At 54.1% G+C, this 12,833-nt stretch carries 17 protein-coding genes; all 17 read right to left on the bottom strand.

The features are described from left to right. Positions 1 to 6: 6 nt before the first annotated feature. On the bottom strand, positions 7 to 867 hold the full coding sequence (gene folD / locus MKX64_RS00195) for a bifunctional methylenetetrahydrofolate dehydrogenase/methenyltetrahydrofolate cyclohydrolase FolD (RefSeq protein WP_095263411.1): 861 nt from the start codon (positions 865 to 867) through the stop codon (positions 7 to 9). Positions 868 to 932: 65 nt separating this feature from the next. Continuing rightward, positions 933 to 1,391 (bottom strand): transcription antitermination factor NusB, encoded by a 459-nt coding sequence (gene nusB, locus MKX64_RS00200; protein WP_095263410.1) that lies wholly within the window; start codon positions 1,389 to 1,391, stop codon positions 933 to 935. Between the two features lie 154 nt (positions 1,392 to 1,545). Beyond that, positions 1,546 to 1,779, bottom strand: coding sequence for a DUF2273 domain-containing protein (locus MKX64_RS00205; protein ID WP_095263409.1), 234 nt, complete (start codon positions 1,777 to 1,779; stop codon positions 1,546 to 1,548). Between the two features lie 14 nt (positions 1,780 to 1,793). After that, entirely contained in the window at positions 1,794 to 2,333 is a 540-nt protein-coding gene (gene amaP / locus MKX64_RS00210; protein WP_095263408.1) for an alkaline shock response membrane anchor protein AmaP, read from the bottom strand. Between the two features lie 78 nt (positions 2,334 to 2,411). After that, the gene (locus tag MKX64_RS00215) at positions 2,412 to 2,825 is read right to left on the bottom strand and encodes an Asp23/Gls24 family envelope stress response protein (RefSeq protein WP_095263407.1); all 414 of its coding nucleotides are present in this window, start codon (positions 2,823 to 2,825) and stop codon (positions 2,412 to 2,414) included. 116 nt (positions 2,826 to 2,941) lie between these two features. Then, positions 2,942 to 4,285, bottom strand: a complete 1,344-nt coding sequence (gene accC, locus MKX64_RS00220; RefSeq protein ID WP_341035180.1) for an acetyl-CoA carboxylase biotin carboxylase subunit — start codon at positions 4,283 to 4,285, stop codon at positions 2,942 to 2,944. A gap of 55 nt (positions 4,286 to 4,340) precedes the next feature. Beyond that, positions 4,341 to 4,832 (bottom strand): acetyl-CoA carboxylase biotin carboxyl carrier protein, encoded by a 492-nt coding sequence (accB, locus tag MKX64_RS00225; RefSeq protein WP_095263405.1) that lies wholly within the window; start codon positions 4,830 to 4,832, stop codon positions 4,341 to 4,343. Between the two features lie 170 nt (positions 4,833 to 5,002). Further along, the gene (locus MKX64_RS00230; protein ID WP_095263404.1) at positions 5,003 to 5,827 is read right to left on the bottom strand and encodes a SpoIIIAH-like family protein; all 825 of its coding nucleotides are present in this window, start codon (positions 5,825 to 5,827) and stop codon (positions 5,003 to 5,005) included. Positions 5,828 to 5,885: 58 nt separating this feature from the next. Next, positions 5,886 to 6,524, bottom strand: coding sequence for a stage III sporulation protein AG (spoIIIAG, locus tag MKX64_RS00235; protein ID WP_095263403.1), 639 nt, complete (start codon positions 6,522 to 6,524; stop codon positions 5,886 to 5,888). A gap of 15 nt (positions 6,525 to 6,539) precedes the next feature. Further along, entirely contained in the window at positions 6,540 to 7,262 is a 723-nt protein-coding gene (spoIIIAF, locus tag MKX64_RS00240) for a stage III sporulation protein AF (protein WP_341035181.1), read from the bottom strand. Positions 7,263 to 7,355: 93 nt separating this feature from the next. Beyond that, positions 7,356 to 8,498, bottom strand: coding sequence for a stage III sporulation protein AE (spoIIIAE, locus tag MKX64_RS00245; RefSeq protein WP_413773585.1), 1,143 nt, complete (start codon positions 8,496 to 8,498; stop codon positions 7,356 to 7,358). Positions 8,499 to 8,566: 68 nt separating this feature from the next. Continuing rightward, entirely contained in the window at positions 8,567 to 8,956 is a 390-nt protein-coding gene (gene spoIIIAD, locus MKX64_RS00250; RefSeq protein ID WP_095263401.1) for a stage III sporulation protein AD, read from the bottom strand. An 8-nt stretch (positions 8,957 to 8,964) separates the two neighbouring features. Further along, entirely contained in the window at positions 8,965 to 9,168 is a 204-nt protein-coding gene (gene spoIIIAC / locus MKX64_RS00255) for a stage III sporulation protein AC (protein ID WP_007129715.1), read from the bottom strand. 14 nt (positions 9,169 to 9,182) lie between these two features. After that, a complete protein-coding gene (spoIIIAB, locus tag MKX64_RS00260) occupies positions 9,183 to 9,701 on the bottom strand; it encodes a stage III sporulation protein SpoIIIAB (RefSeq protein WP_095263400.1) in 519 nt (172 codons plus the stop codon). Beyond that, the gene (spoIIIAA, locus tag MKX64_RS00265; protein ID WP_095263429.1) at positions 9,694 to 10,692 is read right to left on the bottom strand and encodes a stage III sporulation protein AA; all 999 of its coding nucleotides are present in this window, start codon (positions 10,690 to 10,692) and stop codon (positions 9,694 to 9,696) included. Before spoIIIAA ends, spoIIIAB begins: the two co-directional genes overlap by 8 nt. Positions 10,693 to 10,797: 105 nt before the next feature. Beyond that, positions 10,798 to 11,064 (bottom strand): YqhV family protein, encoded by a 267-nt coding sequence (locus MKX64_RS00270; RefSeq protein ID WP_095263399.1) that lies wholly within the window; start codon positions 11,062 to 11,064, stop codon positions 10,798 to 10,800. Between the two features lie 278 nt (positions 11,065 to 11,342). Continuing rightward, positions 11,343 to 12,596, bottom strand: coding sequence for an aspartate kinase (locus tag MKX64_RS00275; RefSeq protein ID WP_095398037.1), 1,254 nt, complete (start codon positions 12,594 to 12,596; stop codon positions 11,343 to 11,345). Positions 12,597 to 12,833: the final 237 nt, after the last annotated feature.

Below are 12,833 nucleotides of genomic sequence, written 5' to 3' on the forward strand. Positions count from 1 at the left end.
CTCATCTTAAACCAGCCCGTTCAACTTTTTGGCTGCAATCAAAGTGTTCTGCATCAGCATCGTAATGGTCATCGGACCTACGCCGCCAGGCACCGGCGTAATCGGACCGGATACCTCCTTCACGCTCTCAAAGTCAACGTCTCCGGCCAGCTTGCCGTTCTCAAGACGATTCATGCCGACATCAATGACAACGGCTCCCGGCTTGACATAGCTGGCGTCGATCATATTCGCTCGGCCGACAGCCACCACAAGAATATCCGCCTGACGCGTCAATTCAGCCATATTGGCGGTGCGGGAGTGGCACATGGTCACGGTCGCATTCTCCCGCTGGAGAAGCAGCGATACCGGTTTGCCCACGATATTCGATCTGCCGATGACAACCGCATGCTTGCCGGAAATTTCAATTCCGGTGCGTTTGATCAGCTCAATCACACCAGCCGGCGTGCACGGCAGAAGGCTGTCGTCGCCGATCACGAGATTGCCGACGTTCACCGGATGGAAGCCGTCCACGTCCTTTTCCACCGCAATCGCGTCGATAACGGACTTCTCATGAATATGCTTCGGCAGCGGCAGCTGAACCAGAATGCCGTGAATGGAAGACTGCTTGTTCAGCTTGTCCACCAGGGCAAGCACGGTTTCCTGGGTGGAATCTGCCGGGAGGCGATGGACTTCCGAGTAGAACCCGAGGTCATGACATGCTTTTTCCTTATTGCGTACGTATACATGGGAAGCCGGATCATCGCCGACAAGAATCACCGCCAAGCCCGGGCGAACCCCCTGCTTGGACAATTCCTGAACCTCTAGAGCAATGCCCTCCCGAATTTCCTGGGAAACCTGTTTACCGCTAATAATCGTTGCTGCTGTCATCCTAATCTCTCCTCCATTTCAAATAAATGAAACCGCTGATCCATAGTGATGCTATGCGTTTGACATTACAATTGCTGCAGCTTTTCCTTGACGCGATCCAGCTCCTGGATCATCCGGCCAAGCACCCCGTTCACGAATTTCCCCGAATCCTCTGTGCCAAAATGCTTGGACAGCTCAATCGCTTCGTTGACGGCCACCTTGCCAGGCACATCCTCGGCCTGGGTCAGCTCATAGACAGCCAGACGCAATATTTGGCGATCCACACGGGAAAGACGACTCACCTGCCAGCCTTTTAAATAATGAGCCAGCAGTTCATCGATGGCTTCCCTGGAATTCCATGTTCCGTTTACAAGCTGCAGCACATACTCCTTCAGCAGCACTTCATCACCGATGACCCGCTCGGTCTCATTTTCTTCGGCCGCCTCCGAGAGCAGCATCGTTACAGCCTCCATGCTGTCGACTTCGTTCATCTCCATCTGATAAAGGCTTTGAACGGCGATCTCTCTAGCTACACGTCTCTTCATCTTGTTCCTCCTGTGGACCTTGTAAAATCCAAATCCATTTTTCTGATTAGTATGATCAATTCCTTAAACTAAAAAAACCCGTAGACAGCCACTCCGCAAAAAAGGGCGAGCCTGCAGCCTGTCCCAGCATTTTTCGGAGAAAGCTATCACGGGTTCATTTAAACGGCCGCCAACGCTCCGACAGCCAGCGCCCCCATTCCTGCCAATGGAACAGGGAGCCTTGCTTCAGGTCCTTGCGTTTCCCAAACACATAGCCGATAAAAACCACTAATGCAAAGAACAGCATATCCCAAAAACCGGATATTAAGTAAATCAGTCCGCAAACAATGCCTCCGGTAACACCGACAATCCGTCCTCTGTGACTTTCCCATATCTCTTTCCAAGGCATCGGGAAGTTCACCTCTATTCCACACGACTCTTGAAGCTTGGCGCCTGTACCACATTCGCAATATACACGGATACAGAGGCCACTGGAATTCCTGTCGTATCCTCAACAAAATCATGCACCTGTTTCTGAACCTCGGTCGTCAGCTGAGGAATGGATTCCTCTCCGTCCACCACGGCACGAATCGCAATATCAAGTCCGGCCTGGGATACCTTGATCCGAGACTTCAGATCCTTGACACCGCGAACGCGGGAGGCTGCCTTCAGGCACAGATTCTCAATCGTCTCAACCGAGATCTGAATTTCACCGAAGTCGGTGCGCTGATCGATCGAATTCAGATTCGAGCGGTCACGCCGTACCGATATGTAGAAGAAACGGATGCTCATAAGAAGCAATATCCCGGCGATGATAATGCCGGTTAGAAACAGACGCTGTTCCTGAACGGGAGTCACTTCATAAGGAACTGCCCCGCTCAGGAGGAGGATGGCAATAACGGATATTACACCAATGCTGATGCTGTAAATAAACAGCAGCAGTCTGTCCATGATTTTGGCCACGCAAGCACAGCCTCCTTAAAATTGGATTAAACCCTCGACATTGCTGTCGGGGGCTCTATGATCTCTATATTCTGCGTTTTATTTCACGCGCTGAACAAGGTCCAGATCCTCGGTTTTGTCTGCTGACTTCGCAAACTGTACATCGTGAATATGTACATTTACCTCCACGACGTTAAGCCCGGTCATATTCTCGATCGAACGCTTCACATTGCGCTGGATCTCCCCAGCCACTTCAGGAAGGCGATGACCGTATTCGATAATAACGGATACGTCAACAGCCGCTTCGCGCTGGCCAACCTCAACCTTTACGCCCTTGGACAAATTCTTCCGGCCAAGCAGCTCGGCGATTCCGCCGGCAAACCCGCCGCTCATCCCTGCAACACCGGCAACCTCAACCGTTGCAAGTCCTGCAATGACCTCGATGACCTCCGGAGCAATTTGAATCTCACCGATATCCGTACGTTCAAATTCTGTTGGCAAAGATTCTACCATGATCTAAACACCCTTTCGTATAAGTTTGCGGATGCACCCGGACTGCTCAAGGCATGCGCCCTTATTACACATACTATACCATTTGGCCAAGTTTATGACAAACTTGGCCATATGGATCAAACTTCATTTTCTTCCAGGAATTTAATATCAAAATCACCTTTCAGGAAGGTCGGATGCTCCAGCAGCTTTTGATGGAACGGAATTGTAGTATAAATTCCTTCAATCTCAAATTCCATCAGCGCGCGTCTCATCTTCGCAATCGCCTCCTCGCGGGTCGGAGCCCATACGATCAGCTTCGCGATCATCGAATCATAATACGGACTGATGGTGTATCCAGGATAAGCCGCGCTGTCCACGCGAACACCCGGACCGCCTGGCGGCAGATAGAACTGAATCGTCCCCGGCGCAGGCATGAAGTCCTTGTCCGGGTTCTCCGCGTTGATGCGGCATTCAATCGACCAGCCGTTGATCTTGACATCCTCCTGCGTGAAGGAGAGCGGATTGCCTTCGGCAACCGAGATCATCTCCTGAATCAGGTCCACACCCGTGACCATTTCGGTTACCGGATGCTCAACCTGGATTCGCGTGTTCATTTCCATGAAGTAAAATTGACCGTCCGGACCGAGCAGAAATTCCAGCGTTCCGGCACCGGAATATTGAACGGCCTTGGCCGCGCGCACAGCAGCTTCCCCCATTCGGCTCCGGACTTCTTCCGTCAGAACCGGGCAAGGCGCTTCCTCCACCAGCTTCTGGCGGCGGCGCTGCACCGAGCAGTCACGCTCGCCCAGATGCACCGCATTGCCGTGCTTGTCGGCAATAATCTGGATCTCCACATGCTTCATGCCCGTCAAGTATTTCTCCAGATAGACGCCGGCATTGCCGAACGCCTTCTGCGCTTCCTGCTGAGCGGTTGTAATCTGCTTGATGAGCGCTTGCTCATCCTCTGCGATGCGAATGCCCTTGCCGCCGCCGCCGGCGGTCGCCTTAATGATGATCGGGTAGCCGATATCTCTGGCCAGCATCACCGCCTCGTCCAGATCCTCGACCAGACCGTCCGAGCCTGGAATGACCGGCACGCCGGCATCCTTCATCGTCTGTTTGGCGACAGCCTTGTCACCCATGCGGTTGATGGCATCGGCAGAGGGGCCGATAAAGGTGATGTTGCACGACTCGCAAATTTCCGCGAAGTCAGCGTTTTCAGCCAGGAACCCGTATCCGGGATGAATGGCGTCGCATTCCGTCAGCGTGGCTACGCTCATAATATTAGTAAAGTTCAGATAGCTGTCTTTGGATAAGGTAGGACCGATGCAATAAGCCTCATCAGCCAGTTTAACATGCAGTGAATCCCGATCCGGTTCCGAGTACACCGCAACGGTCGATATGCCAAGCTCACGGCAGGCCCGAATGATGCGGACAGCAATCTCCCCGCGGTTCGCAACCAGCACTTTTTGAAATGTCATGAAGTAACCTCCTTCGAACTCGTATGGCGTTCGTTCGTAAGCAATGTCCCGCGGATCAATCCGCTTTTACCAGGAACAGAGGCTGTCCGAACTCGACCAACTGGCCATTTTCCACAAGCACTTCAACGATCTGGCCTTTCACTTCGGCTTCCAGCTCGTTCATCAGCTTCATGGCCTCGATAATGCACACCGTTGTTTTCTCATCCACACGGTCGCCAGGGCTGACGAATGGACCCGCCTCTGGAGATGGGGAACGGTAGAAGGTTCCGACCATCGGAGACACAATCTTATGTAATGCGCTGTTGCTGTCCACGGCTGCAGCTTCCTGCGACGCCTGGGCTGGTGCCTGTCCGGTCTGAACGGTCTGCGGAGCCACAACTTGAGGCGCAGGTATAAACGTCTGAGGGGCTGCCTGCAGGCTGACCACCTCTTGGGTGCTAGGCTTTTTAATAGACAGGCGGGTGCCTTCGTTCTCAATCTCAAGCTCCTGAACAGAGGTTTCATCCACCAGTTTAATCAGTTCCTTAATTTCATCCAATTTAAACATTCTCGACGCTCACTCCTTCATATTCTGGAAAGCCCATCATAGGACAAGTCAGTCAATAGCTTAAAGTATTATATCACAAACATAAGAAATAGAAAGAGCCCCGAAAAAATCCCGGGCTCTTTGATATTTGGCGTTTTTCGCCGCATTTTGCGGAATTTTGCCGATACCGATTATGGCGATACGTATTGAACCGTAACTTTATCCGGGCTTACCTTGAGCTCTTTCATCACGAGGGTTACAATGCCAGCAGCTCCCTTGGCATCCAGCTCGTTTGTCAGCACCACGACATTATATCTGTCATTCTCTTCTTTGACAACTGCATTTCCGAACTGTTCTTGGAGTTCTACCTCAATGCTCTCGATGACCGCTTCTCTTTCCTCGGCAGCTCGCATCTGCTCGCTGGCCTTCGCCAATTCTTCCGGCGTGCTGTCCTGATTGCCGATTCTGGCCATCAATTCATCATACAGCTTCATATTTTTTTCCGTGCGCTCCATTTTGTAAGCTTCGATTTTGGATTCGCTGGTGCCCGCCTGGGCGGCAACCTCCTCCAAAATTTCCTTCTCTGTCTTGGCTCCGGTTGTGCTGCTCGTTTCACTCGACTTGTCCTCGCCTGAAGGTTCGGTCTTCGGCTGCTCGGCTCCGGTGTTCGATTGTCCGGCATTCTGATTGCCTTCAGCAGCCGACGTATCGGCATCGGCAGCACCGGAATCCGCATCAGCCTCCCCGGTTTCCGTGCCTGTGCTTTCCGCATTCTCCGGCGCCGTTCCCGGCTCTTCGGAAGCTCCTTCTTCCACGATCTCGTTGATCACCAGCTCATCCGGATTGCCTGTGCCGTCTGCGCCTTGTACGCCTGGGCCCGCTCCATCGGCCTGGGTGCTGTCCGCTACCGGCGGCGTCGTTGAGCCCGGATCATCCGTGAACAAGTAGTAGGCCGAGAGGACGACCATCAAACTGAGCATCGATACTAACCAAATGGTTTGTCTTTTGTTATTCATTATGAACGCTTCCTCCTTTAATTGAGAACCTGTGGGAACGATCGGCTCGTTCACCCTGCTACTGCTGCTTGCGAGGCACGACCGAGATGCGATAGGTTGGAACATTCAAACCTCGCTGCACCGCATCCACAATCAGTCCTTTCACCACTTCGTTCTCGGCGCCCTTGGCCACAACCAGCACGCCTCTGACCTGCGGTTTGATCCGCTTCGTCACGATCGGAGCCTGGTCTCCGGAAGTTTCGTAAGTGACGATCTGACCGTCGCGGGTGTAGCTGGTAATGTGACGTTTGCCCCCGTTCGCGTCGGTTTCCTCTGTCAGCTCCTGGGTATCCCTGATGTTTTTATGGACGACCAGCTCTTCCGTAGATTCCACCGTCACCATGACGTCGACCTCGCCGACGCCGACAATTTGCTCCAGCATCGCCTTGGTGCGCATCTCGAAGTCCTGCTCGATCGTTTCAAATTCGCCGGCCGCGTTATCCGCATCCGTTGGCACGGATGTTGTTACCGAGGCGTCCGGCGGCTCGCGGCTGACATTGTCCTGATCAATCTTCTTCACATTGATGAAGGAGCTGAACAGCATGATGGCCACGCCGACGAGCCCAAGTATGATGAGCCAGCGTAAGGTTTGAACCTTTTTAGCACCGCCCGCCCCGCCACCTAGCCACTCCTCCAACCGCTTTAGCCAGTTCCCCATCCGATTCACCTCCGTTCATAATGTCGTATCGCCTTTCACACCAGGCAGTTCGACGGTGATTTGCTCCGGTTTCAAATCCCACTGGCTGCTAAGCAATTCGCGAACCGGCTGAACCCTTGCCTTCGCTTCTGCCGAGCTCGCCTCCTGGACGCTGCCTGACTCGTTCTCCGGATTATCCTTATTCGGGTGTGACGTTGATTGAATGTTCACATCTATAGCATCAACGGGTGTTATACCGATTGGTTTATGGGTGATCTTGGAGTCGGGCTCCGCCGTCTTCGACTGATCCGGCACGAGCTTGACACTGACCGACTGAATGACTGCTTCCGACAACTCTTCCGATTTGCCAAGCGCCAGGACAACCTGCACGCTCTGTACACGCTCCCCCGTCTCCCGGCTGATGTCTTCCTTCATCACCCGGGCCAGCTCCTCGCCTGCCCATTGCAGGCTCTGGTTCCGCTGCTGTTCCTTGAACTGCTCGGCCTGGGCCAGGATGGCGTCCAGCTGCGCCTCGTCAGCGCTCCCTCTCTCCAGCTGCCTCAGCTCTGCGGCCAGCTTATTCTCCGGCGAATCCGTCAGCAGGCTGACGATGGGTCCGAGCAGCGTCAACAGGATGAGAAAGCTGAGCACGACTCTGGCGTAGCGTTCCATCTTTTTTCCCGGCAGGATCATATCCACGAAGGCTGCAAACAGCACGATCATGATGACGCTTTTCAGCCATTGTCCCAGCCAGTCCATTCTTCGCTTCACTCCCCTTCGGGCTCAGATAAGCGGCAGCGATCCGGTTCTCCTTCAAACGGGAAGCTTCATCTGCAGCTCTCCCCCTCCGCCTCACCTCATCATGACGGTGATGTTGCCTGCCGTCAGCATGATGGTGATCGCCAGAAAGAACATCATGCTCACCGCAGCCAGCGCTGCGAACACGTACAGCATCGTTTTGCCAATCGTCTGGAGGCAGGTGACAATCGGAGTGTCACCAAGCGGCTGCATGATTGCCGCGGACACATTGTAGATGAGCGCCAGTATCAATATTTTGATCGCGGGAAACGCGCACAGGAACAATATGATGATGACGCCGGCCAGACCGATCGAATTCTTCACGAGCAGCGATGCGGATATGACCGTGTCCGTTGCATCCGCGAACATCTTGCCGACGACCGGCACGAAGTTGCCGGTCACGTATTTGGCGGCCCGGATGACAACGCCGTCCGTAATCGAGCCGGATATGCCCTGCACGGAAATCACGCCGAGGAAAACGGTTAGCAGCACCCCCAGCACCCCCATACCGACACCCCGCAGCAGATTGCCAAGCTGGGTCAGCTTGTACTTATCGGACAGCGAGCTTACCAGATGCAGCATCGCCGAGAAGAACAGAAGCGGAAATACGATCGTGCTGATCAGCGTGCCCACGGTATGAACCATAAAGATGACCAGAGGATGGGCGACGGAGACGGTGACGACATTTCCCATCGAAGCCATCAGAGCGAACAGGAGCGGCAGCATCGCCAGCATGAAGTCAACCATGCTGCTGATCGCGCCCTTCGCGTAGCCGATGGCGACACTGAAGCTGTTGACCGCAAGGATCAGCACGACCATGTAGCAGATGGCGTAGGCGACGCGGCTGACCGTGTTTTTTTCAAAAGCGGATTGCAGCTGCTCCAGGATCATGCTCATGATGCTCAGCATCACGATGCTGACCAGCAGCTTGCCATTAAACAGCACCTCGTGCCACATGTACTTGCCGAGCCCGGAGAGCACCGACGTAAACGATAATCCGTCTCCTCCCGGCAGAAGCATATCCATCAGGGAGGGCGTTCTGCCCTCCGGGAAGAAGCCGCCATAATCCTTCATCAGCTGTTCCCAGTATTTCTCTACCTGCTCTGTCGGCAGCTGCTCGGTCTGCTGTCTGACCCAATCCTCCGCTGGGGAAGAGGCATGGACGGTTCCGGAAAACAGCCCCATCATCAACAACATCACGATCATCCATCCAAGAACTTGCAGCAGCCGATATGCTGAACGCGTCATGACACCCCCCACCTTCATCAGACCGGGAGCAGCTTCAGGACCGTCTCGATGATAATCCCGATTATCGGTATCGCCAGCACCAATATGAGCACTTTTCCCGCCAGTTCTATTTTCGAAGCGATGGACTCCTGGCCTGCATCCCGCACAATTTGAGCCCCCATCTCCGCGACATAAGCAATGCCTATAATTTTGAGCACGGTCTTCAAATATATCAGCTCTACCCCTGCGTTCTGAGCCATATTCTCCAGCATTCGAATGATCGAGCCGATCCGGTCTACCAGCACCAGCAGAATCATGAGCGAGGCGGCTACCGCAATCAGAAAAGCGAACAGCGGCTTTTGTTCCTTGACAACGAGTATCAGTATTGTGGCAATCAGACCAAAGCCGACCACCTGGATAATTTCCATAACTCCACCTACTGGAACAGAAAGATGCTTTTGATTTCCTTAAGCAGATCATCTAGCAGCCTGACAACCATAAACAGCACAACGACAAACCCGATAAGCGTCACCCAGTGTGCCATATCCTCTTTTCCCATCTGCTTCAGGACTGTATGAATCATGGCGATGATGATGCCGATTCCTGCAATCTGAAAAATGGCGTTCACTTCAATGTTCATTCCCTGGCACCTCGCTAAAAGATCAATATGACGATCAATGCTCCAATAAGCAGACCCAGGCTTTTGCTCATCTTTTCGTACTTGGCCTGGTCTTCCCTTGCCGCGGCCTCCTCGTGTTGTAGCTGGCCGACGGCCAGGGCTATATGCTTGATCTGGTCCTGCCTGTCACTGGTGCCAAGTACACCGCTTAACCGGTCTAACACGTCTTTCTCCGCAGTTTTCATGGAGGTTCGTCTCCAGTGCATATTCAGCGCCTTTCTGATGCTGTCCTCGGCCGAGAGTCCGTAATCGGGGCTCATATAATCCGATGCAGCGATAAACAACGTTTTCAGCGGCTCCTTGAGCCCGCCTCCAATTCGCTCCAGCGCATCCGGAAGCGGGGTGAAACCGTAGCTGATTTCGGTCTCCAGACGTTGAAGGGCCAGAATCAGTTCCCTCAGCTGCCTGGGCCTTAGCGCAAACTGATGAGCTTGATAAAAACCGGCTAAAGTTCCCGCTGCCAGCACCAGAATGGCCCCGATCAGATTAAGCATAGGCATCACCGCCCGGGGGACCTGCGCCGGCGGTTTGCAGCGTGCGCTGCCCGCCGTCGTACAGCTTGTAAGACCGTTCATGTCCCTTGCGGCATAGGACCGCATACATTTCAAACCTTCGCTGCTGCACCAGCGCCGACAGTGCAGGCCGCCCGCCAATATCCTGTATCGAGGAGCCATGTGCCGTAGCGATGACACTGATTCCGGCATGCAGCGCCTCATTGACAGCCTCGGCATCCTCCGGCCGCCCGATCTCGTCCACAATGAGCACATCCGGCGACATCGAGCGAATCATCATCATCATGCCTTCCGCCTTCGGGCATCCATCCAGCACATCGGTGCGCGGCCCGACATCGAACCCCGGCACGCCCCGCTGACAGCCGGCGATTTCGGACCGTTCATCAATAATGCCAACCTTGAGTCCGGGCCATTGAAGCTGGGCGTTCCCCCAGCTGCCATAGCTGATCTGTCTGGCCAAGTCTCGCAGCAACGTCGTCTTCCCTTGCTGGGGAGGGGAGAGAATCAAGGTGTGCATCACCCTGCCCCGTTTTCGGTCAAGCAGAAAAGGAAGAATCTCATCCGCTGCGCCCCGAATTTCCTTTGCTATCCGGACGTTGAACCCGCTGATGTCCCGTATATGCTCCACCCTGCCGCCGCTCAGCACCGTTCTGCCGACCAGCCCAACCCGGTGGCCGCCGGGAATCGTAATGAAGCCTTTTCGCAGCTCCTCCTCCATCGTGTACAAGGAGTGGTTGCTGATCAGGTCCAGCAGCCGCCTTGTATCCTCCCGGGTCGGCTTGTACGCTTCGCCGGGGTGCAAGCTCAAGCCGCCGTCCCGGTCCAGAAAATGATGCCGGCCAGCGGCATTGATCTCAAGCGGACGCTCCTCGCGGATTCGAATCTCCTCAAGATGGTCCAGCATCGCCTTCGGCAGCTTCAGCAGGATGAGCCTGATGCTTTCGGGAAACAGCCCTAACCAATCCAGTGTCATATCCATTTCCCCCAACCTACCTGTCCTCATGGTAACTACCTCATATAAAAGAACTTTCTTACTCCCATGTGTATGCTTGTACCTGACTTTTATGCCGCGAATCTATCATTTTTTTAAGATCCCGTATAAGAGACAGGACACCCCGCACAATATCCAGCCAATCTTGCCCCAGGACAATTTGTCGGCCATTCCGACAAGCCCGATCGTGGTCGTCACAATCAGGATGAGCGGCCCCATAAACGCAAGCGCCGAGTTGACCGCCAAGGCCTTGTCCACTTGGTTCAACCGGAGCATAATAATGGCTGCGACAATTTCCAGGCTGCCGGAGAAAAATCGGAGCGAGGCCATGCTCGTGACAAACTTGTCCAGCATCAGTAAACCTCCTTCTGCTTGTTATGATGTTTAAAAATATGCAGCCTTCTCTCGGAATATCTCTATTTTTTTCAATATCATAGACAGAAATGGAGGGAACTTGCGGGAAGGGGCAGCGAAACTGCTGCCCTATTAGGCTCGACAATGCAGGGCGGGGCGTTCAAGATTCGAGAGATCTCCGGGATATCCTGGCTTCCCACGGCAGGTGAGTATAAAAAAAGCGAGCCGAGCAAAGGATTTCTCCTTGCTCGGCCCGCTGTTATGGTTAGAGGTGCGTATTATCGGCGTACCTGAGGCCCGCCGACAACCGCCTGCTGATCCGTGTCCAGTCCGTACGCGGTATGAAGCGCCTGAACGACATTTTGTAAATTGCCGCTCTCGATGACGCAGGACACCTTGATCTCCGACGTGCTGACCATCTTGATGCTGACGCCCTGTTTCGAGATGACATCGAACATCTGGGCGGCCACGCCCGGATGGCTGACCATGCCGGCGCCAACGATGGATACTTTCACCAAGTTATCCTCGGAGGTCACGTCACGGTACGGCAGCTGATCGCGGATTTTCTCAATAACCGCAAGCGCCCGCTCCCGATCCTCAAGCGAGACGGTGAACGCAAAATCCGCCTCTCCGTTCTGCACGCCGCTCTGCACGATGATATCCACGTCGATCCCTTCTGTGGCAAGGGCACCGAACATCTGGGCGAGCACGCCCGGAACATCGGCTACCCCCAGAATGCTGATTCTGGCGACGTTCTTATCATAGGCAATTCCACTGACTACCACACCCTGCTCCATGCTTGCTTCCTCCTTAACAACCGTTCCTTCGTTATAATTGAAGCTCGATCTGACGACCAGCTTCACCTGATTGTGCTTCGCATACTCCACCGCCCGCGGATGCAGGACCGCAGCGCCGAGATTGGCAAGCTCCAGCATCTCGTCATAGGAGATTTCATTCAGCTTTCTGGCGCATTTGACAACGCGCGGATCGGTCGAGTACACGCCGTCCACATCGGTGTAAATCTCGCAAACGTCAGCGTCAATAGCCGCCGCAAGCGCAACCGCCGTCGTATCCGAGCCGCCGCGGCCGAGCGTCGTGATTTCGCCTTCCTCGGACATGCCCTGGAAGCCGGCTACGATGACGATGTTCCCTTCATCCAGCGCTTTGAGCACGCGCTCCGGATGAATGTCGGCAATACGCGCTTTGCTGTGGACGGAATCGGTAAGGAATCCGGCCTGCCAGCCGGTATACGATAACGCCTTGCGCCCGAGGCTGTGAATCGCCATCGACAACAGGGAGATCGAAATCTGCTCCCCTGTCGTCAGCAGCATATCCATTTCCCGAGCCGGCGGATTGTCGTTTAATAGCTTCGCCTGATCGATCAAATCATCGGTTGTATCCCCCATGGCGGACACGACGACAACGCATTGGTGACCTTCATCCTGCTTCTCTACAATTCGTTTGGCGACGCGCTGCATCCGTTCCGTATCCCCTACAGAACTGCCTCCGAATTTCATGACGTACAGTGACAACGCTTCTTTCACTCCCCACATAGAATCTGTATCTGCTCACATCAGTTTCTCACTTTAAAACAGTATAATACGAAAGTGACTTGTTCCGTCAAGGTTTTTCGCATGAATGACGGCTATCTGTTATAAATTGGGCGTCCGTTCGTCCCTTGGAAAGGACGACAGCAGGACCTCCGGGAATTGCGCAAAAAACCCCTGTACACTGTACAGGAGTCTCTCACGTCATGATGCCTGGAAGCC

The sequence above is a fragment of the Paenibacillus sp. FSL M8-0334 genome (assembly GCF_038000405.1).
Taxonomy (GTDB): Bacteria; Bacillota; Bacilli; order Paenibacillales; family Paenibacillaceae; genus Paenibacillus_AQ; species Paenibacillus_AQ campinasensis.